General features: G+C 63.6%; 24 protein-coding genes. 15 read left to right on the forward strand and 9 right to left on the reverse strand.

Annotated elements, in window-relative coordinates; translation table 11 throughout:
• Positions 1-53: 53 nt before the first annotated feature.
• Positions 54-1,376, reverse strand: coding sequence for an urea ABC transporter substrate-binding protein (gene urtA / locus IVB42_RS40760; protein WP_026232789.1), 1,323 nt, complete (start codon positions 1,374-1,376; stop codon positions 54-56).
• A gap of 479 nt (positions 1,377-1,855) precedes the next feature.
• Between urtA and IVB42_RS40765 the strand changes: the two genes are divergently transcribed.
• The 3 genes from IVB42_RS40765 (at position 1,856) to IVB42_RS40775 (ending at position 4,190) form a co-directional block, all read left to right on the forward strand.
• The gene (locus IVB42_RS40765) at positions 1,856-3,397 is read left to right on the forward strand and encodes a DEAD/DEAH box helicase (protein ID WP_247472151.1); all 1,542 of its coding nucleotides are present in this window, start codon (positions 1,856-1,858) and stop codon (positions 3,395-3,397) included.
• A 23-nt stretch (positions 3,398-3,420) separates the two neighbouring features.
• Complete coding sequence (infA, locus tag IVB42_RS40770) at positions 3,421-3,708, forward strand: translation initiation factor IF-1 (protein WP_007599789.1); 288 nt, start codon at positions 3,421-3,423, stop codon at positions 3,706-3,708.
• 269 nt (positions 3,709-3,977) lie between these two features.
• Positions 3,978-4,190: a cold-shock protein gene (locus tag IVB42_RS40775; RefSeq protein ID WP_007599788.1), complete on the forward strand. Its 213-nt coding sequence runs from the start codon at positions 3,978-3,980 to the stop codon at positions 4,188-4,190.
• Positions 4,191-4,291: 101 nt separating this feature from the next.
• Here the strand turns inward: IVB42_RS40775 and IVB42_RS40780 are convergent, their stop codons facing one another.
• From IVB42_RS40780 to IVB42_RS40795, 4 genes are all read right to left on the reverse strand, one after another.
• Positions 4,292-4,912, reverse strand: coding sequence for a TadE/TadG family type IV pilus assembly protein (locus IVB42_RS40780; protein WP_247472152.1), 621 nt, complete (start codon positions 4,910-4,912; stop codon positions 4,292-4,294).
• Between the two features lie 23 nt (positions 4,913-4,935).
• A complete protein-coding gene (locus tag IVB42_RS40785) occupies positions 4,936-5,508 on the reverse strand; it encodes a TadE/TadG family type IV pilus assembly protein (protein WP_026232791.1) in 573 nt (190 codons plus the stop codon).
• A 270-nt stretch (positions 5,509-5,778) separates the two neighbouring features.
• The gene (locus tag IVB42_RS40790; RefSeq protein ID WP_018454676.1) at positions 5,779-6,273 is read right to left on the reverse strand and encodes a pilus assembly protein N-terminal domain-containing protein; all 495 of its coding nucleotides are present in this window, start codon (positions 6,271-6,273) and stop codon (positions 5,779-5,781) included.
• Between the two features lie 152 nt (positions 6,274-6,425).
• Positions 6,426-7,253 (reverse strand): sterol desaturase family protein, encoded by an 828-nt coding sequence (locus IVB42_RS40795; protein ID WP_018454677.1) that lies wholly within the window; start codon positions 7,251-7,253, stop codon positions 6,426-6,428.
• 261 nt (positions 7,254-7,514) lie between these two features.
• Between IVB42_RS40795 and IVB42_RS40800 the strand changes: the two genes are divergently transcribed.
• The 10 genes from IVB42_RS40800 to IVB42_RS40845 all read left to right on the forward strand — a co-directional run bounded on the left by IVB42_RS40800 (position 7,515) and on the right by IVB42_RS40845 (position 16,435).
• The gene (locus IVB42_RS40800; protein WP_007599783.1) at positions 7,515-7,679 is read left to right on the forward strand and encodes a Flp family type IVb pilin; all 165 of its coding nucleotides are present in this window, start codon (positions 7,515-7,517) and stop codon (positions 7,677-7,679) included.
• 73 nt (positions 7,680-7,752) lie between these two features.
• Positions 7,753-7,893 (forward strand): hypothetical protein, encoded by a 141-nt coding sequence (locus IVB42_RS40805; protein ID WP_162496356.1) that lies wholly within the window; start codon positions 7,753-7,755, stop codon positions 7,891-7,893.
• A 122-nt stretch (positions 7,894-8,015) separates the two neighbouring features.
• Positions 8,016-8,540, forward strand: coding sequence for a prepilin peptidase (locus tag IVB42_RS40810; protein WP_018454679.1), 525 nt, complete (start codon positions 8,016-8,018; stop codon positions 8,538-8,540).
• A 127-nt stretch (positions 8,541-8,667) separates the two neighbouring features.
• Positions 8,668-9,465, forward strand: coding sequence for a Flp pilus assembly protein CpaB (gene cpaB / locus IVB42_RS40815; RefSeq protein ID WP_247472153.1), 798 nt, complete (start codon positions 8,668-8,670; stop codon positions 9,463-9,465).
• Positions 9,466-9,476: 11 nt separating this feature from the next.
• Positions 9,477-10,952, forward strand: coding sequence for a type II and III secretion system protein family protein (locus tag IVB42_RS40820; protein WP_026232792.1), 1,476 nt, complete (start codon positions 9,477-9,479; stop codon positions 10,950-10,952).
• Between the two features lie 17 nt (positions 10,953-10,969).
• Positions 10,970-11,707, forward strand: a complete 738-nt coding sequence (locus IVB42_RS40825; RefSeq protein WP_018454682.1) for a CpaD family pilus assembly protein — start codon at positions 10,970-10,972, stop codon at positions 11,705-11,707.
• A complete protein-coding gene (locus tag IVB42_RS40830; protein WP_018454683.1) occupies positions 11,704-12,972 on the forward strand; it encodes an AAA family ATPase in 1,269 nt (422 codons plus the stop codon). Before IVB42_RS40825 ends, IVB42_RS40830 begins: the two co-directional genes overlap by 4 nt.
• 21 nt (positions 12,973-12,993) lie before the next feature.
• On the forward strand, positions 12,994-14,457 hold the full coding sequence (locus IVB42_RS40835) for a CpaF family protein (RefSeq protein ID WP_026232793.1): 1,464 nt from the start codon (positions 12,994-12,996) through the stop codon (positions 14,455-14,457).
• 16 nt (positions 14,458-14,473) lie between these two features.
• Positions 14,474-15,451 carry a type II secretion system F family protein gene (locus tag IVB42_RS40840; RefSeq protein WP_026232794.1) on the forward strand — a complete coding sequence of 326 codons (978 nt, stop codon included), beginning with the start codon at positions 14,474-14,476 and terminating at the stop codon, positions 15,449-15,451.
• 9 nt (positions 15,452-15,460) lie between these two features.
• Positions 15,461-16,435, forward strand: a complete 975-nt coding sequence (locus IVB42_RS40845; protein ID WP_018454686.1) for a type II secretion system F family protein — start codon at positions 15,461-15,463, stop codon at positions 16,433-16,435.
• A gap of 74 nt (positions 16,436-16,509) precedes the next feature.
• On the opposite strand, the gene IVB42_RS40850 is transcribed toward IVB42_RS40845, so the two are convergent.
• The 3 genes from IVB42_RS40850 to IVB42_RS40860 all read right to left on the reverse strand — a co-directional run bounded on the left by IVB42_RS40850 (position 16,510) and on the right by IVB42_RS40860 (position 19,425).
• Positions 16,510-17,337, reverse strand: coding sequence for a tetratricopeptide repeat protein (locus tag IVB42_RS40850; protein ID WP_026232795.1), 828 nt, complete (start codon positions 17,335-17,337; stop codon positions 16,510-16,512).
• Between the two features lie 94 nt (positions 17,338-17,431).
• Positions 17,432-18,940 carry a metallophosphoesterase gene (locus IVB42_RS40855; RefSeq protein WP_247472154.1) on the reverse strand — a complete coding sequence of 503 codons (1,509 nt, stop codon included), beginning with the start codon at positions 18,938-18,940 and terminating at the stop codon, positions 17,432-17,434.
• A 281-nt stretch (positions 18,941-19,221) separates the two neighbouring features.
• Positions 19,222-19,425 (reverse strand): hypothetical protein, encoded by a 204-nt coding sequence (locus tag IVB42_RS40860; RefSeq protein WP_018454690.1) that lies wholly within the window; start codon positions 19,423-19,425, stop codon positions 19,222-19,224.
• Between the two features lie 202 nt (positions 19,426-19,627).
• Between IVB42_RS40860 and IVB42_RS40865 the strand changes: the two genes are divergently transcribed.
• Together IVB42_RS40865 and IVB42_RS40870 are read left to right on the forward strand one after the other, a co-directional pair.
• Positions 19,628-21,001, forward strand: a complete 1,374-nt coding sequence (locus IVB42_RS40865; protein WP_085361623.1) for a leucyl aminopeptidase family protein — start codon at positions 19,628-19,630, stop codon at positions 20,999-21,001.
• Positions 20,994-21,884: an NlpC/P60 family protein gene (locus IVB42_RS40870; protein WP_018454692.1), complete on the forward strand. Its 891-nt coding sequence runs from the start codon at positions 20,994-20,996 to the stop codon at positions 21,882-21,884. Before IVB42_RS40865 ends, IVB42_RS40870 begins: the two co-directional genes overlap by 8 nt.
• Before the next feature lie 6 nt (positions 21,885-21,890).
• Here IVB42_RS40870 and IVB42_RS40875 read toward each other — a convergent pair whose 3' ends face one another.
• On the reverse strand, positions 21,891-23,528 hold the full coding sequence (locus IVB42_RS40875) for an ABC transporter ATP-binding protein (protein ID WP_247472156.1): 1,638 nt from the start codon (positions 23,526-23,528) through the stop codon (positions 21,891-21,893).
• Between the last annotated feature and the right edge of the window lie 3 nt (positions 23,529-23,531).

Here is a 23,531-nt window from a genome sequence, read left to right on the forward strand (position 1 = left end):
AGGCGGCGGGATCGCCGCCTTCTCCGATCGTGCAATGGAGCGTCAGATCCGGATCAGGAGCCCGAACCGAGGCACTTGTTGGTTTTGGTGTTGAAGTTACCGCACTTCTTGCCGACCCAGTCGCCGACCAGGTCCTTGGAGCCGTCGAGCTCCTTCGACCAGGCGTCGCCCGCGACAAGACCCGGGGTCTTCCACACCACGTCGAACTGGCCGTTGGCTTTGATTTCGCCAATGAACACCGGCTTGGTGATGTGATGGTTCGGAAGCATCTTGGAGGTGCCGCCGGTCAGGTTCTTGGCTTCGATGCCGGGGAGCGCATCGATCACCTTGTCCGGATCGGTCGACTTCACCTTCTCGACCGCCTTGATCCACATGTCGAAGCCGATCACGTGCGCTTCCATCGGATCGTTGGTCACGCGCTTCGGATTCTTGGTGTAGGTCTGCCACGCCTTGATGAACTTCTCGTTCTCCGGCGACTTGATCGACTGGAAATAGTTCCAGGCGGCGAGATGGCCGAGCAGCGGCTTGGTGTCGATGCCGGCGAGTTCTTCCTCACCCACCGAGAACGCGACGACCGGGATGTCCTTCGCCTTGATGCCCTGGTTGCCGAGCTCCTTGTAGAAAGGAACGTTGGCGTCGCCGTTGATGGTCGAGACCACAGCGGTCTTCTTGCCGGCCGAGCCGAACTTCTTGATGTCGGCCACGATCGTCTGCCAGTCGGAATGACCGAACGGCGTGTAGTTGATCATGATGTCTTCCTGGGCGACACCCTTGGACTTCAGATAGGCTTCCAGGATCTTGTTGGTGGTGCGCGGATAGACGTAGTCGGTGCCCGCGAGCACCCAGCGCTTCACCTTCTCGTCCTTCATCAGATAGTCGACGGCGGGGATTGCCTGCTGGTTCGGCGCGGCGCCGGTGTAGAACACGTTGCGCTCGCTCTCCTCGCCCTCGTACTGCACGGGGTAGAACAGGATGCTGTTCAGCTCCTTGAACACCGGGAGCACCGACTTGCGCGACACCGAGGTCCAGCAGCCGAACACGACCGAGACCTTGTCCTTGGTGATCAGCTCGCGCGCCTTCTCGGCGAACAGCGGCCAGTTCGAAGCGGGATCGACGACCACGGCTTCGAGCTTCTTGCCGTTGACGCCGCCCTTCTTGTTCTGCTCGTCGATCAGGAAGAGGATGGTGTCCTTCAGCGTGGTTTCGCTGATGGCCATGGTGCCGGAGAGGGAGTGAAGCACGCCGACCTTGATGGTGTCGTCCGCGGCTTTCGCACCAGAAATGGAAGCCAGACCAAGCATCAGTCCGGCGGTCGCGGCGAGAACGCCACGGCGGCTAAATGGCGCCGCTATATCGTGAGTGGATTTGCTATGCATGAGTGTCTCATCTCCCTGACGCAGACGTGAAAAACGCTGCGAAACGGCCCCAACGGCCGCCTGCGATTAACGGATTCGCAAGAACTGTGCCATGGATTAGACACCCTTCAACCGATTGTTTTTGCTGGTGAAATTGACAGAAAACGAAGTATCGCACAGGCCGCGCCGCCTAAACATTGAGCAACTCTAATGTATGCGAATGCGGCAGGCAGGTTATTTTCTGAGCAAATTTGTCACTCTGGCTAAATTTCCGGCATAACTATTTCTGCACCGCGATCGCCGTTTCTGTGGGGCGTGCCTTGAAAGCGCCGCCTCAATGTTCCATATGAGGTCGAGGTCTCTTGCGAATCAGGAGACCGTTGCGAGCCGCGTGTTCTTAAGCCCTTACGGGCGTCTGGCTTGCCCCATCCCATCAAGCCATCCGACACCCCAAACACGCAGGTGTCCCACTCGACACCCTTTTGCGCGCGCCGCGCCGAATGCGCCGGGAGCCCGCTTTTGACATGGAAAGAACCCATCTTTTGACTTCGTTTCAGGATTTCGGCCTCGCCGAGCCCATCGCCCGTGCTCTCACCGAAGAGAACTACGTCACCCCCACCCCTATCCAAGCCCAGACAATTCCGACCGCGCTGACCGGCCGCGACGTCGTCGGCATCGCCCAAACCGGAACCGGCAAGACCGCGTCCTTCGCGCTGCCGATCCTGCACCGCCTGCTCGAGAATCGCATCAAGCCGCAGCCGAAGACGACCCGCGTCCTGGTGCTGTCGCCGACCCGCGAACTGTCCGGCCAGATCCTCGACAGTTTCAACGCCTATGGCCGTCACATCCGCCTGTCCTCGACGCTCGCCATCGGCGGCGTGCCGATGGGCCGTCAGGTCCGCTCGCTGATGCAGGGCGTCGAGGTGCTGGTCGCCACCCCCGGTCGTTTGCTCGACCTCGTGCAGAGCAACGGACTGAAGCTTGGCAGCGTCGAATTCCTCGTGCTCGACGAGGCGGACCGCATGCTCGACATGGGCTTCATCAACGACATCCGCAAAATCGTCGCCAAGCTGCCGATCAAGCGGCAGACGCTGTTCTTCTCGGCCACCATGCCGAAGGACATCGCCGAGCTGGCCGACGCCATGCTGCGCGACCCCGCCCGCGTCGCGGTGACCCCGGTCTCCTCGACCGTGGAGCGCATCCAGCAGCGCATCATCCAGGTCGACTTCTCCGCCAAGCCGGCGTTCCTCGCCCAGCTGTTGAAGCAGGAGCAGGTCAACCGCGCGCTGGTTTTCACCCGCACCAAACACGGCGCGGACAAGGTGGTGAAGACGCTCGAGAAGGCCGGCATCCCCGCCAGCGCCATCCACGGCAACAAGTCGCAGAACCACCGCGAACGGACACTCGCTCTGTTCCGCACCGGCGAGATCCGTACCCTGGTCGCCACCGATATCGCCGCCCGCGGCATCGATGTCGACGGCATCACCCACGTCATCAATTTCGATCTGCCCAACGTGCCGGAGACCTATGTGCACCGCATCGGGCGCACCGCGCGCGCGGGTGCCGAGGGCACCGCGATCTCGCTGGTCGCAGGCGGCGAGGAACTCGCCTATCTCCGCGACATCGAGCGGCTGATCAAAGTGGCGCTGCCGCGTGAGGATCGCCGCACCGACGCCGGCCGCCGCGATGCGGGCCCTCCCCCGCAGCAGCAACGACAGGGTCGGCCGGGCCGCCCGGGCCAGCGTCCGCAAGGCGCAAGGCATGGTGAGGGACGCCACGCTGACGGTCGCCGTGCCGACGAAAGGCATGCGGACGGGCGCCACCACAGTGCCGCCAAGCAGGGCGACGGAAGGCCCGGCAGTGGCCCGAAGGCAGCTCCTCGCAGCCGCTCCGGAGGCAAGGCGCATTCTTCGCCAAACGCCCGTCCGGAACAGCGTTCCGCGCATAGCGCCGGGGCGTCTGATGGGATACAAGGCGTTGCCTTTTTGCGCCGCGAGAGTCGGCCGAACGGCCAACCGAACCGCAAACCCCATTCGCACTAGCCGTCCACGACCTGGAGAAATTCATGGCTAAGGAAGAGCTGATCCAGTTCGAAGGACTGGTCACCGAAATCCTCCCCGACGCGCGCTACCGCGTGCAGCTCGACGCCGGACACGAGATCGTCGCCTACACCGCCGGCAAGATGAAGAAGAACCGCATCAAGACTCTGGCGGGCGACCGCGTGACGGTAGAGATGTCGCCCTATGACCTCGAAAAGGGCCGGCTGATTTTCCGCCACAAGGACGAACGTCCGAGCGGGATGGGCGGACCTCCGCGTCCCGGACAGCGCGGCGGCCAGTTCCGCCGCCGCTAGCGGGGGCCCAGCGCGCGAGCGCGGACCTGTAATTCCGACGTGTATGCTGATCCGCCGTGACCATCACGGCGGATCAAAAAATCGTGCACGTCAGCATTGTTTTGGGTGTCTGTTTCCAATAAAATGACTTAATCGATTTTCGGCCGGACGACATTAGCATCCACCGGTACAGCCGGTTCAGACACGCTGACGACCCTTCCAAAAATTCGATCTAACCTGTCCGCGCAAGCGGGCTCTGACATTGTGTTATCTGAGAAGGGACTACCCCCATGAGCATGGGAACCGTGAAGTGGTTTAACGCGACCAAAGGCTTCGGCTTCATCCAGCCCGACGATGGCGGCCAGGACGTGTTCGTTCACATCAGCGCTGTGGAGCGTGCAGGCCTCGGCACGCTGCGCGAAGGTCAGAAGATCTCCTACGAGATCGTCGCCGACCGCCGTTCCGGCAAGTCGGCAGCCGACAACCTCCGCTCCGCCGGCTGAGCCTACCGCTTACGGGCCCCGATCGGCTCGAGCGAACCAATCAATGAAAAGGCCGGGCGCGATGCCCGGCCTTTTTTTATTCCAGGATCTGCTCTCGTATTTCAGCACGGCGACTTTACACCCGTGTAAGGAACGCAGGTGACCTGGCGCGGCCGCGTGTAGGAGACATCGCTCAGCGTGATGCCCGTCTTCAGGACGAATTTGACACAAGGCGTGTAGACGTAACTCGCCTGACTGAAGATAAGGTAGGTCGACGCGATCAAGAGCGATGGCGGAATCATCGAGGTGACCGTGGTGCCAGCTACCAGAGTCGGGGGCGGAGCCGTCAGCGTGGCCTGCGTCGCACCGTTGGCAATGGTGGCGGACTTGCTCCATTGAATCTTGGCGACCTTGCTTGAGTCGATATAGATCTGAAGGACCGTGCCGTTCACGAGCGTAGCGTCGTACGGCATGATCATCGATATGCTTGCCGTGAACGTGTCCTGCATGTCGCCATCGTCGACCGATGTCGACTGCGACGTCAAATCGGACAGAGTCCGTGCAATCATTGTGACTTTGCGATTGATCGCCACGGCCGATGAAAATTCGACGGTCCCGAAGAACATCACCAGCATCAGCGGCACGATGACCGCGAACTCGGTCGCCGCGATCGCACGCGTGTCGGCGACGAAGTCGCGCACGGAGTTACGGGCATTCCTCCAGATATTCGCAATCGCCTGCATCTGTCCGCTCGGATCCATCTGTCTCAGAAGGGTTCATTCTTGAAGGCCGCGGTCGCAATCAGCAGCCGCTTGTTGTTGCAGCCCATGTTGAAGCCAAGGCCAGTGACGAAGAGCGGCCACTGATAGAACAGCCGCACCACGACGACCTGGTTGGCGGCCCCGGCACTGTACTGCACGCCGGTTGGATTGAAGCTGCAGGAATCACCATAATTGGTGAGGCTCAGCGCTCCGAACGAGTTTGTACTCACGACGTCGACGTAGAGCTTGGTGCAATCAAACAGCGCCGGGATCTGGCTGCAGACGTAAGCCTTGAACGTCGTTTGCGAGCAGGGTGTGCTGACGCCGGAGACCGCGCAGGCCGTGAGCGTGCCGGATTGCGCCTGCCCGGTCAGCAACACGCGCGCAGAATTTTGCGAGGCACTCTCGAGCACCTGGCTCGCCAGGAACATCAGCGCCGACTCGATGATGGCGAACAGCAACGCAAAGAACATCGGCGCAACGAGCGCGAACTCGACGGCTGCGGAGCCGCGGCGGCTGCCACGAAACCGGCGCAACGTGGCGAGGAGCCTGAATCTCGTAGGTGCAGGCGAAGGCATCAAATTCCCCAGCAGCAGCAATCATCTGCCATGTTCAATAGCGGAAACTGATTGTTTAAGTGTTTCAGGCGATCCGCACCCGGCGGCCCGGGCCGTTAAGAGCGCGTTAACCGCGAACGACCCGGACCAGGGAGACGAGGACACGGAAAGAGAAACTCGCGCGCGTGCGGCGGGCGGGGACGATCCTTGCCCCCAAATCCGCCAATCAAACTTGCTGGTTGGTCTTACTTGGTTCGTCTTACTTGGTTCGTCTTGCTCAGTTCGCCTTAGTCAGTTCGTCTTGGCGCCCGCACCGGCACTGCCGCTCGCCGAGCTGCTCAACGAACCGGCCTGGCTCATCGTGCTGTTGAAGTAGGTGTCGCTGTCGCCGAGCGTCACGCGGCGCTGGCAAAGCGGCGCGCAGCTGTAGGACTCGCGTTCGATCCCGCGATAGACGGTAACGAGCCGGTCGCTCGGACCTTCGACCTGGACCTGGCGGTCGACCAGGATCTCGCCGCCGCGGTCGAGCGCGATGAAATTGGTGGCGCCATAGCCCTTTCCGGTGACGACGATCATGCCGCCGGGCTGGAGCGTGACGTCGGCGATCAGGGGATTGCCGACCACGATGGTTGCCACCTTGCCAGGCAGCCGCACCAGCTTGGCCTGGTCGACATTGACGGCGATGGTATCGGCGGACTCGGCAATGACGGCAGCCGGCGATGCCAGCACCGCTGTCGCAACCAGAAGACAGACGCGCGCATGACGGCGCAGCAGTTGTTTACGCATACTCTTACCCCCGGGACGTCACAAACCGGCAGAAGCGATCAGATAACAGCCGAGCCGGTGCCCGACCCGGCTAACCTGCCCTCAATTCGTGAACGTTCCGCAAACTCTCGGACTATTGTTTGAACGGACTGGCGTTCGCGGCTCTCGAGAACCTAGCGGCGGAACGGATAGGCAAGCTGCCCTCCGATTTCCTTCGGCATGGTGGCTTCATCCTTGCCGTAATCCTGCGGCAGTTGCCCCTCGGGCATGCGGAAAGTGCCGAACAGCAAGTCCCAGATCGGGAACGTGCCGGCAAAATTGGTGTCGCCGCCCTCTGCTAGCGCGGTGTGGTGCCAACGGTGGAACACCGGCGTCGCCAACACATATTTGAACGGCCCGAAGGTCCAGTTCAGGTTGGCGTGCACGAAGGCCGAATGGAAGGTCGTGAACGGGGCGAGCCAGACCATGGCGTTCGGCGAAATGCCGGCCATCAGCAGCACGACGTCGACCGCGATGGTACCGAGCACGAGATTGACGGGATGGAAGCGTGCCGCAGAAATCCAGCTGATCTCCTCCGAGGAGTGGTGGATCGCGTGGTACTTCCAGAACCCACCGCCGTGGAACAACCGGTGCAGCCAGTACAGCATGAAATCGGACAGCACCAGGAACAGCATGGCCTGGACCCAGAGCGGCAATAGCGCCAGCGAGCCGTGGCCATTGTCGTAGAAGGCGATGAGCCCGTCGGCATCATGGATGTTGAAGACGAAGCTCGCACCGACGATCAGAAGGCCGATCCGCATGACACGTGCGAACACCGGAACGATAAACCAGTAGCAGATGTCCGTGACGATCTCCCGCTTGCGCCACCACGGCACGCCGGGATTGCAGGCCCAGACATGCTCGAGCACGGTGAAGACCACCGCGAGCGCGAAGGTCGCGGGGATCACCTTCGCGATGGTCTCGCCAAGCATCAGGGCGATTTCCATGGGCAGGCTCGACATTGTCGCCTCTCTTGCGAATTGCTGGTCCCGCCTACGCGTACTCCCCCAAATTTAAGGGAGGGTGAAGCCGGTGCTGCGCTTGCTGCACATCCGGAACCGGAACGAATTGCAGCTGGCTGCCTTAAGGCGAAATTCACTCTGGCCAGCGGCAAGCGCGTTTGCCCGATCGAATTAACTCTCCCGAAAGAGCTCGGATCTCATGGTCGTTGCGTCAAGCACACCGCCGAACGAGGCGATCCCACCCCAGATGGAGTTTTGTTCATGAAGAACCTGATTGCGCGTTTCGCGAAAGATGAATCCGGCGCCACCGCCATCGAATACGGTCTGATTGCCGCCGGCATCGCGCTGGCCATCATCACCGTCGTCAACAATCTCGGCACCACGCTGAACGCCAAGTTCACCTCGATCAGCAGCTCGCTGAAGTAGGCGATCGATCAACGACTGCAAAAGCCCCGGATTTCCGGGGCCTTTGTTTTTAAGACGGCGAGTTCCAGTGGCGTTGAGCAAGTACAGAACCGATGCCGTGGTCGCGGCGAACGCGGCCGAGGCGGCGCAGACCGGCTCGCCGGCTTACTGGGTCTGCCTGGCCCTGCTGCTTGCGACCGTCGCGCTCGCCGCACGCATCGCCTCCCTCTGGTGAGCACGCCTTCGGCTGGTTCTACCCCTCAAGACCGCCGCCGCCGTTTTCGGTTTGTTTAGCACTGCCGGCTAGAATCCGGCGACGCCAGCTCCGCGGCACACCCAGGCCTCAAGACGCAGCCCATGATCCTCGACCTTGCGCGCCTTCTGCTCTTCCCGGCCCTGATGGCGTTTGCCGCCGCAAGCGATCTCTTCACGATGACGATCTCCAACCGCGTATCGCTGGCGCTGGTCGCCGGCTTTTTCGCGCTCGCTCTCGCCGGTGGCATGGCACCTTACGAGATGCTGGGCCATGTCGGCGCCGGCGCGCTCGTCCTAGTCGTGGCCTTCACCTGTTTTGCGATGGGCTGGGTCGGTGGCGGCGATGCCAAGGTGGCGGCCTCCGTCGCGCTTTGGTTCGGGTTCGCACAGCTGATGAACTTCCTGCTCTACGCCTCGCTGTTCGGCGGGGCGCTGACGCTGCTCCTGCTCCAGTTCCGGCAGTGGCCGCTGCCTTACGGGCTCGCTGGCCAGACCTGGCTCGCGCGGCTGCACGCCAAGGACAGCGGCATTCCCTACGGCATCGCGCTCGCACTGAGCGCGCTGATGGTCTACCCGGAGACCGAATGGGTGAAGGCGATCGACCTCGCTCACCTCGCATTGCGCTGAACGCATCGGGTAAACCCGGCGTTAAGGCGATTTAGATACGCCTCATTAACCATGCTTTGACGAATAGCTGGTCAACTGCCGATTACGGCGGCGTCAGCGTCGCGGCGTTTGTTGGAAAGTGAAGCGTATGAATAGGGCACGCATTGTCGTCCTGACGGTCGCCATCTGCGCCGGCGGTGTCGCCGCGTATCTGGCGAGCGGCTCGGACAATTCTGCACCGCCTCCTGCTCCGGTCGCGCAGCTTCCCACCGTCGACGTCCTGGTCGCGAAAAACGACATCGGCCTCGGCCAGACCGTCAAGCCGGAAGACGTGCAATGGCAGACCTGGCCGTCCGCGACCGCCAGCGCCACCTTCATCCGCCGCAACGAGCGCCCCGAGGGGGTAACCCAGGTCACCGGCTCGATCGCACGATCTCCCTTCATCCAGGGCGAGCCGATCCGGGACCAGAAGCTGGTCAAGGCCGAAGGCTCCGGCTTCATGGCGGCAATCCTGCCCACCGGCATGCGGGCGATCTCGACCGAGATCTCGCCGGAAACCGGCGCAGGCGGCTTCATCCTGCCCAACGACCGCGTCGACGTGCTTTTGACGCGCCGTCTCAAGAACCCGGACCAGAGCAGCGGCGCTCCCGATGTCGTCACGTCCGAGATCATCCTGGCCAATATCCGCGTCCTGGCCATCGACCAGGCTCCCAAGGAGAAGGACGGCCAGAACGCGGTGGTCGGCAAGACCGTCACTCTCGAACTCAATCCTGCGCAGACTGCGACGTTCTCCTCCGCACGCCAGAGCGGCACGCTGTCGCTGGCGCTGCGCAGCATCGTCGATGTCAAGCTGAGCGAGATCACGCTCGATGACTCCGCACAGAAGCGCGAGGGCATTTCGATCATTCGGTACGGTATCCCAAGCTCGACGGCGAAGGCACGATGAGGACTGTCGACATGAAATGCAGGGCGAATTTGGCGACGATGCGAACCCCGGTGGTCCGCGCCCTGTCGTTTTCGGCCGCCGTCGCGCTCGCGCTCAACCCGGTGCTCACCCCTGTGGTCGCCGCCGACTATCGCCCTGTGGCGCAGGCTGCGGCCGACGGTCAGATGAACGCGCGATTCCTCTCGCTCGGCATCGGCAAGTCGATCGTGATCGACCTTCCGCGCGACATCAAGGACGTGCTTGTCGCCGATCCGAAGATCGCCAACGCGGTCGTCCGCTCGGCGCAGCGTGCCTACATCATTGGCGCCTCGATCGGGCAGACCAACATCGTGTTCTTCGATTCCGCCGGCCAGCAGATCGCGGCCTATGACATCGCGGTCAAGCGCGACCTCAACGGCGTGCGGGCCGCGCTGAAGCAGGTCCTGCCGAACTCAGACATCCAGATCGACGGGCTAGGCGACGGCATCATCTTGACCGGCTCGGCCGCGAATCCGGCCGAAGCCCAGCAGGCCAACGACCTCGCCGTGCGCCTCGCCGGCGGCCCCGAGAAGGTCGTGAACTCGATCGTGGTCCGCGGCCGCGATCAGGTCATGCTCAAGGTGACGGTCGCGGAAGTGCAGCGCAGCATCGTCAAGCAGCTCGGAATCGACCTCACCGCCAACCTCAGCTACGGCACCTCGGTCGTCAGCTTCAGCAACTCCAATCCGTTCACGGCTCTTGGCCACAACCTCGTCGACGGCAATAACCTGACCACGAAGTTCGGCGCGGCCCCGTCGGTGCAGGCCACGCTGCGTGCGATGGAGACCGCGGGCGTGATCCGGACGCTGGCCGAACCGAACCTGACCGCGATCTCCGGTGAATCGGCAACGTTCATTGCCGGCGGTGAATTTCCGGTGCCTGCGGGCTATGCGTGCGACCCCACCACGCACGTCTGTACCACCCAGATCAGCTTCAAGAAGTTCGGCATCTCGCTCAACTTCACCCCCGTCGTTCTCACGGAGGGCAAGATCAGCCTGCGGGTAATGACCGAGGTGTCCGAGCTCTCGAACGAAAACGCGATCACGCTGTCCCAGGCCGTGACCTCGACCTCGGTCAACTCGCTCACGGTGCCCTCGATCAAGACCCGCCGCGCAGAAACCTCGCTGGAAATTCCCTCAGGCGGCGCGATGGCGATGGCTGGCCTGATCCAGCAGCAGACCAAGCAAGCGGTCAGCGGACTGCCAGGTCTGATGCAGCTCCCGGTCCTCGGCACGCTGTTCCGTAGCCGCGACTTCGTCAACAACGCGACCGAGCTGGTCGTGATCGTGACGCCCTACATCGTTCGCGCAGTTGCGCAAAAGGACCTGTCGCGGCCGGATGATGGCTTCTCCGCACCGGCTGATCCGCAGGCCGAACTGCTCGGCAACATCAACCGCATCTACGGCGTGCCCGGCCGGACCGAACCGGCCAAGAACTACCGCGGCACCTACGGCTTCATCACCGACTGAGGCGGAACGGGGACTTCATGAAGATCACTAGACCACCCCAGATTCGCAGGCGCGCCATCCACCTCGGCGGCGCGCTCGTCGGCATGGCGCTCGCCCTAGGCGGCTGCCAGCATGACGAAGCGGTCACGGCCTCCATTCCCGACGACTACAAGCAGCGCCATCCGATCGCGATCGAGGAGCAGAATCGTTCCATCGTCGTCTTCGTCGGCCATGCCCGCGGCGGCTTGACCGCCGCCCAGCGCGCCGACGTGATGGGCGTCGCGTCGGCCTGGATGCACGAAGGCACCGGCGCGATCCGGATCGACGTACCGTCCGGCACGCCCAACGCGCGTCCGGTCGCGGACACCATGCGCGAAATCCAGGCAATGCTGTCGGCGGCGGGCGTTCCGCCGCGCGGCATCAACGCCCGCTCTTACACGCCGGACGACAAGCGATTCCTGCCGCCGATCCGCCTCACCTATTCCAAGATCGCCGCAGTCGCGGGTCCCTGCGGCCTGTGGCCGGAAGATATCGGCCCTTCGATGAAGAACAAGAGCTGGTTCGAGAACAAGGACTACTACAATTACGGCTGCGCCTATCAGCGCAACCTCGCAGCGATGGTCGACAATCCGTCGGATCTCGAGCAGCCGCGGCCCGAAACGCCGTCCTACACGCCGCGGCGGACCGCCGCGTTCGAGAAGTATCGCAAGGGAATGCCGACGGCGGTCGCCTATCCTGAGGCCGACAAGGCCAAACTCAGCGACACCGGCAGATGATCAGCTACGCTCGCCAGCCCCAAGAAGATCAGTCCGAGGCATCGCTCCCACCGGTCGAGGAGCATATTGCGCCGGCGCCCCGCGTTTCCGTCCAGGCTTTCTGCGAGACCGTGGAAACGGCGGCCGCCGTGCAGTCAGCCGGCGAAGATCGCCGTCTCGGCAAGGCCCATCTGAAGATCCAGATGGGCGGAATGGCGGCTGCGGTGGAAGCCTACCGCTCGGCCCCCACGCCGAACGTGATCGTGCTCGAAAGCGACGGCCGCAACGACCTCCTGGGCGGGCTCGACCATCTCGCGACCGTCTGCGATGCCGGCACCCGCGTGGTCGTGATCGGCCGCATCAACGACGTCACGCTCTACCGCGAGCTGGTCCGCCGCGGCGTCAGCGACTACGTGCTCGCGCCGGTCGGCGCGATCGACGTCGTGCGCTCGATCTGCAACCTGTTCTCGGCGCCGGAAGCCAAGGCCGTCGGCCGCATTATCGCCGTGGTCGGGGCCAAGGGCGGCGTCGGCGCATCAACCATCTCCCACAATGTCGCCTGGGCGATCGCCCGCGATCTCGCGATGGACGCGGTCGTCGCCGACCTCGACCTCGCCTTCGGCACGGCCGGACTCGACTACAACCAGGATCCACCGCAGGGCATTGCCGACGCCGTATTCTCACCCGATCGCGTCGACACCGCCTTCGTCGACCGCCTTCTGTCGAAATGCACCGACCACCTCAGTCTGCTGGCGGCGCCGGCGACGCTCGACCGGGTCTACGATTTCGGCGCCGACGCCTTCGATTCCGTGTTCGACACGTTGCGCTCCACGATGCCCTGCATCGTCCTCGACGTTCCGCACCAATGGTCGGGCTGGACGAAACGCGCCCTGATCGGAGCGGACGACATCCTGATCGTGGCGGCGCCCGACCTCGCCAATTTGCGCAACACCAAGAACCTGTTCGATCTCCTGAAGGCCGCGCGCCCCAACGACCGGCCGCCGCTCTACTGCCTGAACCAGGTCGGCGTGCCGAAACGGCCCGAAATCGCCGCGGCGGAGTTCGCCAAGGCGATCGAGAGCCAGCCGGTCGTCTCGATTCCGTTCGAGCCGCAGATCTTCGGCTCGGCGGCCAATAACGGCCAGATGATCGCGGAGATCTCGGCCAACCATAAGTCGATCGAGATGTTCCTTCAGATCGCCCAGCGCCTGACCGGCCGCAGCGAAACGAAGAAGCAAAAGTCGTCCCTGCTTTCACCCCTGATTGACAAGTTGCGGGGAAAATAGGTCGCCGCATGGAGTTTTTAAGTGTTCGGTAAGCGTAGCGGAACAGACGCCGACGCCCGGGCCCCGAAGCCCGGTGCCGTGTCGCCAGAGCCTGCCCAGGCTTCGGCGCCCGCCATGTCGCGCGTGCCGCCGCCGCCGGCAATCTCCTCGCCGCCGCTCGCCCCGGCGAAGCCTGCGCCGACCATGGAAGCCCGCCGCTCGGACAATTATTACGAGGTCAAGGCGACCATCTTCGGCGCGCTGATCGAGGCCATCGACCTCGCCCAGCTTGCCAAGCTCGATTCGGAGTCCGCGCGCGAGGAAATCCGGGACATCGTCAACGAGATCATCGCGATCAAGAACATCGTGATGTCGATCGCCGAGCAGGAAGAGCTGCTCGACGACATCTGCAACGACGTCCTCGGCTACGGTCCGCTGGAGCCGCTGTTGTCGCGCGACGACATCGCCGACATTATGGTCAACGGCGCCGACACCGTCTACATCGAGGTCGCCGGCAAGATCCAACGCACCGGTATCCGCTTCCGCGACAATCAGCAGCTCCTCAACATCTGCCAGCGTATCGTCAGCCAGGTCGGCCGGCGCGTCGACGAATCCTCGCCGATCTGCGACGCCCGCCTGGCCGACGGCTCCCGCGTCAACGCCATCGTGCCCCCGCTGTCAATCGACGGCCCCACGCTCACGATCCGCAAGTTCAAGAAGGACAAGCTGACGCTCGATCAGCTCGTCAAGTTCGGCGCAATCTCGCCGGAAGGCGCGGAAATCCTCCAGATCATCGGCCGCGTCCGCTGCAACGTGCTGATCTCCGGCGGTACCGGCTCGGGCAAGACCACGTTGCTCAACTGCCTGACCAACTACATCGAGCACGACGAGCGCGTCATCACCTGCGAGGACGCCGCCGAACTCCAGCTCCAGCAGCCGCACGTGGTGCGACTGGAAACCCGCCCGCCCAACATCGAGGGCGAGGGCCAGGTCACCATGCGCGAGCTGGTGCGCAACTGCCTGCGTATGCGTCCCGAGCGCATCATCGTCGGCGAAGTCCGCGGACCCGAGGCGTTCGACCTGCTCCAGGCCATGAACACCGGCCATGACGGCTCGATGGGCACGCTGCACGCCAACAATCCGCGCGAGGCGCTATCGCGCTGCGAATCCATGATCACGATGGGCGGCTTCTCCCTGCCTTCACGCACCATCCGCGAGATGATCTGCGCCTCGATCGACGTCATCGTCCAGGCCGCGCGCCTGCGCGACGGTTCACGCCGCATCACCCACATCACCGAAGTGATGGGCATGGAAGGCGACACCATCATCACCCAGGACGTGTTCCTCTACGACATGGTCGGCGAGGACGCCAACGGCAAGATCATCGGCCGGCACCGGTCGACCGGAATCGGCCGCCCGAAATTCTGGGAACGCGCCCGCTATTACGGCGAAGAGAAGCGCCTTGCCGCGGCGCTCGACGCGGCGGAAGTGGCGCCCACGACGTGAGCAGGTCAACGCAGCCATGAACATGCAAGTCCTTGCCCTCGCCTTCCTTGCCACCGCCACCGTCGGCGGCCTCGCCTGGGTCTTCCTTTATCCAATGCTGTCCGGGGAACGGAAGGCCGAGAGCCGCCGCGCCTCGATCTCGCGGGCCGAGGCGCCCACGGCCCGCGCCGCCGAGAAGACGCAGCGCTCGCGCCGCGAGCAGGTCGAAACCTCGCTCAAGGATCTCGAGGCGCGGCGCCAGCAGGAGAAGAGCGTACCGCTCAGTGTCCGCCTGTCGCAGGCCGGCCTCGATTGGGCGCCGCAGAAATTCTGGATCGTGTCCGCCGTCGTGGCGGGCGTGCTGTTCGCAGTCGCCTTGTTCATCGGCGGCGGCCTGCTCGGTGCCGCCGGCTTCGCGTTTGCCGGCGGCCTCGGTCTGCCCCGCTGGGCGCTCGGCTTCCTGAAGAAGCGCCGTGAAAACAAGTTCCTGGCCGCCTTGCCCGATGCCGTCGACGTCATCGTCCGCGGCATCAAGGCGGGCCTGCCGCTGTTCGAATCGATCAAGGTGGTCGCCGCCGACGCGCCAGAGCCGCTGCGCTCCGAGTTTCTGTCCATCATCGAGACGCAGGCGATCGGCATGCCGCTCGGCGAGGCCTGCACGCGGCTCTACGATCGCATGCCGCTGCCCGAGGCCAATTTCTTCGGCATCGTCATCTCCATCCAGCAGAAATCGGGCGGCAACCTCTCCGAAGCGCTCGGCAACCTTTCCAAGGTGCTGCGCGACCGCAAGAAGATGAAAGAGAAGATCCAGGCGATGTCGATGGAAGCCAAGGCCTCGGCCGGCATCATCGGCTCGCTGCCGCCGATCGTGATGTTCCTCGTCTACCTCACAACGCCAGGATACATCTCGATGCTTTGGACTCATCCCACCGGCCAGCTCATGCTGGTCGGCTGTGTTGTCTGGATGTCGATCGGCATCATGGTGATGAAGAAGATGATCAATTTCGACTTCTGATGGTGTCTTATGGTAGAGTTCCTCGTTGCGAAACTTCACGACGTCCACTTCATGACGATGCTGCTGGCGGCCATTGCCGCCAGCGCCACCGTCTATACGCTGGTGATGCCGCTGTTCGCCGGCGAGGGCCTTTCCAAGCGCATGAAGGCGGTGGCGAACGAACGTGAGCGCATCCGGCAGCGCGAGCGCGAGCGCCTCCACAAGAGTGAAAAAGTCTCGCTGCGCCAGACGCCGAAGCAGCTCGTCTCGAAGGTCGTCGATGACTTCAACCTGACCAAATGGCTCGCGCAGGAAGCTGCGCGGGACAAGCTCATCATGGCCGGCTATCGAGGCCAGGCGCCCTACATCACCTTCCTGTTTGCCCGCCTGGTTGCCCCGATCGTGCTGTTCGTCGGTTCGGTCGTCTACGTGTTCCTGATCGCGCATATGCAGCAGTCCATGCCGATCAAGATCGGCATCTGCGTCGGTGCGGCCTATCTCGGACTCCAGGCGCCGATGCTGTTCCTCAGGAACGCGATCTCCAAGCGCCAACTCTCGATCAAGCGCGCCTTTCCCGATGCGCTCGACCTGCTCCTGATCTGCATCGAATCCGGCATGTCGGTCGAGATGGCGTTCCGGAAGGTCGCGGTCGAAATCGTGGGCCAGTCGATCGCGCTATCGGAGGAGTTCACCCTGACCACGGCCGAGCTGTCGTATTTGCAGGATCGCAAGGTCGCCTACGAGAACCTCGCGCGGCGCACCGGGCTCGAGGGCGTCAAGTCGGTATGTCTCGCGCTCCAGCAGGCGGAGCGTTACGGCACCCCGCTCGGCCAATCCTTGCGGGTGATGGCGCAGGAAAACCGCGACATGCGCATGAACGAAGCCGAGAAAAAGGCCGCGGCACTGCCGCCGAAGCTGACGGTACCGATGATCCTGTTCTTCCTGCCGGTGCTGTTCGTCGTCATCCTTGGACCGACTGGCATCAAGGTCACCGAGATGCAATGACCTTAGACGTGGACCGCGTACGGTCCGAGGATGCCTTCAAGATTGGAAGATCAAGATCGGAAGATCACGTCTGATCAGTCGGGCAGGCCGAGCGAGGCGACCGGCGTCCGCTTCGGCGCACCACGCCGGACGTCGCTGCGGGTCAACATTTCCTTGAGATAGGCGACATTGGCCGTAGCCTGGTCCGGCGGCAGGTCCGCCTTCACAATAGTCTCGGCTTCGGCGAAGCGGCCCTGGAGACCGACGACAAGACCGAGATTCTGCCGCACCCGCGCGCTTGCGTGCGGCGAGGCATAGGCTTGGCGCAGCGCGTCTTCGGCCTTCGGCAGATCTCTCGACAACATGTAGGACAGGCCGAGATTGGAGAGCACGCCGGGATCGCCAGGCGCGATCTTGAGCGCACTCGCATAGTAGGAGCGCGCTTCCTCGTGACGCCCCATCTGATCGAGCGCGGTACCCTGCACCGAGAGCAGGCGCCAATCCGGGTTATCGGGCGAATGCGCCTTCGACAGCACGTCGAAGGCTTGCTGGAAATTGCCGTTGTCGGAGAGCGCGCGGCCGTATTGGGCCATCAGCGCCTTGTTGCCGGGATTGGCGATGGTCGCCTGCTCGAGCACGGCGGCAGCCTGGGCGCGCTGGCCGTTGGCGCGCAGGGCCTGGCCGTAGGCGAGCGCCGCGTCGGCGTCCTTGGGATTGGCACGATAGCGCTCGCCATAGACTTCAGCAGCGCGCGCGGGATCGGTGGGAGCGGCTTCCGCCCGCGGCCCGACCGAGCCCGTGACGTCGGAGAGTTTCGACATCGCCGTGCAGCCGCCGAGACCCATGGCCACCGCTGCGACCAGCGAGGTGGACGCAAGAAGCCGGGCAAGACTTAACCGTTCACGACTGAACCGTTGACGCATGACGCTTTGACTCTCGAGCCGATTGATCGAGCCGAACGCGCCAGCAATAGACTGTTAACCCTAACGGCCGGTTAATGCTCCCGGCCCGGGCCCGTCACTGCGGCGCCTGCGGCGGCACCTCGCCGCCGAGACCCGCATCGAGGCCGAGCGCCTTCGCCTGCTCGTTCAGGTCCCGCAGCAATTGCAGTCGTTGCCGCGTCTCGATCGCGACATCGATGCCCGGACGCACGACCCTCGGCAATTCGCGTCGAAGATCGTCACGATTGACCAGACGCCTCGCGCGGAGCTCGTCGAGCTGAACGTCGTCGATGCCGAGCACATTTGCAGATTGCTCGATCAGTCGGCGCAGTAGTGACGTCACCGCGGCCTCGACATCATGCTTGCGTGCGGATCTCGAGAACTTGCTTTCCAGATCGGCCCAGACATGAGAGGTCACGAGATAGACGTGGAGCAAATTGGCCCAATCCACCTCGTCGTCGGCATAGAAGGCGCGGCGCAGCAGGAGCCGGCGCGCGAATGCTGCGACCTGATTCCGTTTCAGCGTGGTGCATGCGTCGATCTCGATGCCCGATTGGACGGCCGGATCTCGGGAAAAATCCCGTCCGGCCGGCAGTCTGACGACGCCGTGCGGCAGGTTGGAATCGAGCGGCCTGAAGACACCATCCTTGCGCGGACGTGAGTAGCGGGCGATCGCGAAGCGATACTCTGTGCGGCCGCCATGGGACATCGGGTCGGACATCGGGCCGAAATGGATGACGTTGAAGCCGGCATCGTCACCGGCCTGCCCGGTCGATGACGGACAGGACAGGACGTAGATCGTGCGCCAGAATGCTTCAGCGCTCTCGCTCGACGTGGCGCGCGGATCGGGAATCGAATAACGCGTCAGCCCTTCGACATGCCGGTGTCCGTGCAGGACCAGATCGACATTGAGCGATGTCGCCGCTTCGAGGAAGGTCGCGGGCGCGGCGAGATACATCAGCGGCTCGTCGGGCACGCCGAGAAACCGCTTTCCTTCTCCGGTCGCCTGCGGCAGTGGATGATGGTGCAGCGCCAGCACGCGCACGAGGTTTTCCACCGGCTCGGCATAATCGGCGCGGCCGCCCGACCGGAGGCTGCCCGCGAGCTTGACGCTCAGCCGCGCGGAATCCGAAACCATGGCGCTATAGGCGCTCTGGTCGACGTTGCCGCTCACGAGCGTCGTGAGGCTCGCGCGGTTGGAATCCAGCAGCACCAGATCGAGGCCGGCCTGACGGTAGTAGACGCTCTTCGAGGTCCGCGGCAAATGCAGGTAATCATAAACATCGTGGCGACCTGCACGCTGGCTCGGTCGCTTGACGTCGTGATTGCCGGCAATTGCCTGGATGTCGGTGAACAGCCCGGTCTGCCGGAAGGACGCAATGACGGCGATCGCTTCGTCGAGCGCAGGCGGCGCCGGGTCGTCCACGATATCGCCGGTGATCAGCAGGATGCGATCGGGAACATCCGCGAAGTCCGCCATCCTCTCGCGAATTGCGGCATTGAGCGTCTCGATGGTCGCAAGCAGTCGACCAGACCCGTCCAGATGCAGGTCGGAAATCTGTACGATGACGAACGATCTATCCATTTTGCGTCGCTTATTTGCGAATGCCGCGCCGCGCAAACGATGAGAGAAATGCCTTCGACGATCAGGTTCAGTCCGGTATCAATCAGCCCGGGCCATGATGAGCCGGGTAAGAATTGACCCCATCCCCTGTTGTTGCACTCCGTGCAGAACCGTACGACACAATCTAAAATATTGGGCAATAATGCCACAACCGCAGCGCTAGTAAAGCCCTGCGGCCGCTCGCGTGGATCGTGTCCTCGGCATGAGACGGGGCTCGCCCGATGATGGTTTCGCTCACCCGATCAATATTCGATAGCGAGCCTCTTGCGAATTTCATCAATGCGCTTGTCCAATGCATCGAACCGCGCGTGAACGGAGCGGTCGTGGAGATAGAAGACGTAACCGCCGGCAAGGAACGCGAATATCCAATGATGATGCTCGACATAGCCAAAAATCGCCTCGACCGCCTGCCCGATGAAGGTGACCACGCTCCACACAAATTCCATTGCATTTCCTCCCGGCCGGCTTTGTCGTCGGCCGCCGGAGATCTGCACACCTGACGGCCGTTGCCGGAACCTAGCATGGCCCCTTTGCTGCGAGTAGCGGACCGCCGAACGGTGGCAGCAAAGCTGATTGCGGCGGCGGCAAAACTCTGCGAAATCTCGTCCGTTCGTATGACCCGCTCGATCTGACGATCCGGACCCGCCAATGCCTTCTGTCTTCGAGACGTCGCCTACCGCCATCCCGATCACCTTCGTCACCAAGTCGAGCTGGGATCAGGTCGCCGAGGGGCTACCGGCGGCGCAACGCCAGTTCGCCACCGCGAGCGCCTTCACCGCAAAGCCGGGCGGCTATCTCGCGCTGCCCGCGCCCGATGGCGCGATCGCGCAAGTGCTGTTCGGGCTCGAGGACGAGGGTGCAAAATCGCGCGACCTGTTCCGACCGGGCGCCCTGCCCGGCCTCCTGCCGCCGGGCATCTATCGCTTCGCCAATGCACCGCAGGATGCACGGCTCGCCGCACTCGCCTTCGCGCTCGGCAGCTACCGCTTCGCCCGGTACCGCAAGGCCGATCGCCCCGAGGTCAGCCTCGTTCCCCCCGACGGCGTCGACGCGACCGACATCAATCGCATGGCGGACGCCGCAATGCTGGCGCGCGACCTCATCAACACGCCGGCCAACGACATGGGGCCGGAGGAGCTGGCCGCAGCCGCGCAGGATCTCGCCGCCGAATTCGGCGCAAGCTTTGCCTGCACCATCGGTGACGACTTAAAGACGAATTTTCCACTGATCCACGCCGTCGGCATGGCATCTAGCCGCGCGCCGCGGCTGATCGACATTGGCTGGGGCGACCCGGCTCATCCCAAGGTGACGCTGGTCGGCAAGGGCGTCTGCTTTGACACCGGCGGGCTCGACTTGAAGCCTCCGAGCGGCATGCTGATCATGAAGAAGGACATGGGCGGCGCCGCCAACGTGCTGGCGCTGGCGCGCATGGTGATGGATGCGAAGCTGAAGGTGCGACTGCGCGTGCTGATTCCGGCCGTGGAGAACGCGGTCGCGGGCAATGCCTTCCGCCCGCTCGACATCTTCACCTCGCGCAAGGGCATCACGGTCGAGATCGGCAATACGGACGCAGAGGGGCGGCTGGTGCTCGCCGACGCGCTGGCGCTTGCGGACGAGGAAAAGCCGGACCTGCTGATCGATCTCGGCACGTTGACGGGAGCGGCACGCGTCGCGCTGGGGCCGGATTTACCGCCCTTTTACACCAATGATGAGACGCTTGCCGCTGACGTCGCACGATGCGCGGCGAGGGAGAACGATCCGTTGTGGCGCATGCCACTGTGGCCGCCTTACGATGCGTGGCTGGATTCCAAGACCGCCACTATCACCAACGCACCATCAGGCGGCTTTGCCGGCTCGATCATTTGCGCGCTGTTCCTGCAACGCTTCGTCGAGCATGCCAGGAGCTGGCTGCATGTCGACATCTACGGCTGGACGCCGTCGGCGAAGCCCGCACGCCCCGAGGGCGGCGAGTGCCAGGCCGCGCGCGCGATCTACACATTGCTGAGCGAGCGCTATGCGTGATCCAGAACACGATCTAAGCCACGATCCAAGTCACGATCCAAGATACGATCCAAGGCTGACACCGTCGCGCGGCGACATCGCCGCGAAATACCTCGAAAGCAAGGTGCAGGCGGATCGTTTCGTCACGGGCGAGGAATTCGAGATCATCGCGGCGATCGCGCCCGTGCGCGAGCAGCCGTCGTCGAACGCGATGCTAATGACACAAGCGTTGCGCGGCGAGGGCGTCACGGTTTACGACCGCAACGGCGAAGGCTGGGCATGGGGTCAACTTTCAGGTGACGGCTATGTCGGCTGGCTGCCGGACGCAGCGCTCATGAAGCCCGCGGCCGCGCCGACCCATATGGTCAGTGCTTTACGAACCTTTGCCTTCCCCGGTCCCTCGATCAAGCTGCGGCCAGCAGACACGCTGGTGATGGGATCGAAGATCGCGGTTGCACGCGAGGACGGCAGCTTCGCCGTGACACGCGACGGACACTATCTGCCGAAGGCCCATCTCGCCCCGCTTGGTCATTGCGAGCCGGATTTCGTCGCAGTCGCCGAGCGTTTCGTCGGCACGCCCTATCTCTGGGGTGGCAAGAGCAGCCTTGGCGTCGATTGCTCCGGCCTGGTCCAGATGTCGCTGACATCGGCGGGCATCGGCTGCCCGCGCGACAGCGACATGCAGCAGGCCGGCCTCGGCCGCGCGCTGGAGCCCCATGAGCAAAGCAGCTTGCTGCGCGGCGATCTCATTTTCTGGAAAGGTCATGTCGCCATCGTCCGCGATGGCAGCACCATGGTTCACGCCAATGCGCATCACATGGCAACGGTGATCGAGCCGATCGAGCCGGCAATCGCAAGGATCAAGCAAGCCGGCAGCGAGGTCGCCGCGATCAAGCGGCTCTGACGGAGGCTACGTCGCCGCGGACCCGTTCTCCGCCGTCTCCAGCCGGAACGCCGCCGCAAACAGCGCGCGCGTGTAATCCGTCTTCGGGTTCTTGAAGAGCTCGGCGGCCTGACCTTCCTCGACCACCTTGCCGCCACGCATCACGATCAGATGGCTGGCGAGCGAGGCGACGACGCGCAGATCGTGCGAGATGAACATGTAAGTGAGATCGCGCCGGCGCTGCAATTCACGCAGCAGATCGACCATCTGCGCCTGAATCAGCATGTCGAGCGCACTGGTCGGCTCGTCCAGGACGACGAAATCCGGCTCCAGCACCACCGCCCGCGCGATGCTGATGCGCTGGCGCTGGCCGCCGGAGAATTCATGCGGATAACGGTGGCGAGTATCCGGTTTCAGTCCGACGTCCTCGAGCGCCTTGACGACGCGCTCCTCCCGCTCGCCTCGCGAGAGCTGCGGCTGATGCACGGTGAGGCCTTCGGCGACGATGTCGGCGACCGACATGCGCGGGCTGAGCGAGCCGAACGGATCCTGGAACACGATCTGCATGTCGCGCCGGAACGGCCGCATCTCCTTGAAGCGCAGGCCCTGGATATCTTTTCCCAGGAACACAATGCGTCCGTTCGAGGAGATCAGCCGCAGCAATGCGAGCCCCAGCGTGGTCTTGCCCGAGCCGGACTCGCCGACAACGCCGAGCGTCTCGCCCTTGCGCACGGCGACGCTGACGCCGTCGACCGCCTTGATGTGGCCGACCGTCTTACGCATCAGCCCCCGCTTGATCGGGAACCAGACCTTTAGGTCGTCGGCGGACATCACCACCGGGGCATCCGGCTGCGGCGGCGCCGGATCTGGCTTCGGCTCCGCGGCGAGCAGGTCGCGCGTATAGGGATGCTTCGGGGTCTTGAAGACGTGCTCGACCGGCCCCTGCTCGACGATCTCGCCCCCCTTCATGACGCAGACCTGGTCGGCGATGCGGCGCACGATGCCGAGATCGTGGGTGATGAAGAGCAGGCTCATGCCGAGCCGGCCGCGGATCTCTGCGAGCAGCGTCAGGATCTGCGCCTGCACGGTAACGTCGAGCGCCGTGGTCGGCTCGTCCGCGATCAGGAGGTCCGGCTCGTTGGCGAGCGCCATCGCGATCATCACGCGCTGGCGCTGGCCGCCGGAGAGCTGGTGCGGATAGCTCTTCAGCCGCGTTTCAGGCTCGGGAATGCCGACCTGCGTGAGCAATTCCAGCGTCCGCCTGCGCGCCTCGGCATTGCTGGTCGGATTGTGCAGCTGAATGATCTCGCCGATCTGCGCCTCGATCGTATGCAGCGGGTTGAGCGAGGTCATCGGCTCCTGGAAGATGATCGAGATGTCGCTGCCGCGAATCTCCCGCATCTCCTGCTCCGACCGGTCGATCAGTTCCTGGCCCTTGAAGTGGATGCTGCCCGAGGGATGCGAGGCATTTGGATAGGGCAAGAGCTTGAGAATCGAGAGCGCGCTGACCGACTTGCCGGAGCCGGACTCGCCGACCAGCGCCAGGCACTCGCCGCGCTTGATCTGGAACGAGACCTTGTCGACCGCGAGCGTGGTGGCGCCCCCCTGGTGGAAGGCCACCGAGAGGTCGCGCACGCTGAGCAAAGGCTGGTTGATCGCGTCCATTGG

The organism is Bradyrhizobium sp. 45 (assembly GCF_023073155.1).
In the GTDB taxonomy this organism is placed as follows: domain Bacteria; phylum Pseudomonadota; class Alphaproteobacteria; order Rhizobiales; family Xanthobacteraceae; genus Bradyrhizobium; species Bradyrhizobium canariense_D.

Coding starts and splice junctions, on each gene's coding strand:
- IVB42_RS40845 (WP_018454686.1), top strand. CDS start 15,461: ATGGTAGAGTTCCTCGTTGCGAAACTTCACGACGTCCACTTCATGACG.
- IVB42_RS40830 (WP_018454683.1), top strand. CDS start 11,704: ATGATCAGCTACGCTCGCCAGCCCCAAGAAGATCAGTCCGAGGCATCG.
- IVB42_RS40795 (WP_018454677.1), bottom strand. CDS start 7,253: ATGTCGAGCCTGCCCATGGAAATCGCCCTGATGCTTGGCGAGACCATC.
- cpaB (WP_247472153.1), top strand. CDS start 8,668: ATGAATAGGGCACGCATTGTCGTCCTGACGGTCGCCATCTGCGCCGGC.
- IVB42_RS40790 (WP_018454676.1), bottom strand. CDS start 6,273: ATGCGTAAACAACTGCTGCGCCGTCATGCGCGCGTCTGTCTTCTGGTT.
- IVB42_RS40780 (WP_247472152.1), bottom strand. CDS start 4,912: ATGCAGGCGATTGCGAATATCTGGAGGAATGCCCGTAACTCCGTGCGC.
- IVB42_RS40850 (WP_026232795.1), bottom strand. CDS start 17,337: ATGCGTCAACGGTTCAGTCGTGAACGGTTAAGTCTTGCCCGGCTTCTT.
- IVB42_RS40875 (WP_247472156.1), bottom strand. CDS start 23,528: ATGGACGCGATCAACCAGCCTTTGCTCAGCGTGCGCGACCTCTCGGTG.
- IVB42_RS40860 (WP_018454690.1), bottom strand. CDS start 19,425: ATGGAATTTGTGTGGAGCGTGGTCACCTTCATCGGGCAGGCGGTCGAG.
- IVB42_RS40765 (WP_247472151.1), top strand. CDS start 1,856: ATGCGCCGGGAGCCCGCTTTTGACATGGAAAGAACCCATCTTTTGACT.
- IVB42_RS40800 (WP_007599783.1), top strand. CDS start 7,515: ATGAAGAACCTGATTGCGCGTTTCGCGAAAGATGAATCCGGCGCCACC.
- IVB42_RS40775 (WP_007599788.1), top strand. CDS start 3,978: ATGAGCATGGGAACCGTGAAGTGGTTTAACGCGACCAAAGGCTTCGGC.
- IVB42_RS40810 (WP_018454679.1), top strand. CDS start 8,016: ATGATCCTCGACCTTGCGCGCCTTCTGCTCTTCCCGGCCCTGATGGCG.
- IVB42_RS40825 (WP_018454682.1), top strand. CDS start 10,970: ATGAAGATCACTAGACCACCCCAGATTCGCAGGCGCGCCATCCACCTC.
- IVB42_RS40870 (WP_018454692.1), top strand. CDS start 20,994: ATGCGTGATCCAGAACACGATCTAAGCCACGATCCAAGTCACGATCCA.
- IVB42_RS40840 (WP_026232794.1), top strand. CDS start 14,474: ATGAACATGCAAGTCCTTGCCCTCGCCTTCCTTGCCACCGCCACCGTC.
- urtA (WP_026232789.1), bottom strand. CDS start 1,376: ATGCATAGCAAATCCACTCACGATATAGCGGCGCCATTTAGCCGCCGT.
- IVB42_RS40785 (WP_026232791.1), bottom strand. CDS start 5,508: ATGCCTTCGCCTGCACCTACGAGATTCAGGCTCCTCGCCACGTTGCGC.
- IVB42_RS40855 (WP_247472154.1), bottom strand. CDS start 18,940: ATGGATAGATCGTTCGTCATCGTACAGATTTCCGACCTGCATCTGGAC.
- IVB42_RS40820 (WP_026232792.1), top strand. CDS start 9,477: ATGAAATGCAGGGCGAATTTGGCGACGATGCGAACCCCGGTGGTCCGC.
- infA (WP_007599789.1), top strand. CDS start 3,421: ATGGCTAAGGAAGAGCTGATCCAGTTCGAAGGACTGGTCACCGAAATC.
- IVB42_RS40865 (WP_085361623.1), top strand. CDS start 19,628: ATGCCTTCTGTCTTCGAGACGTCGCCTACCGCCATCCCGATCACCTTC.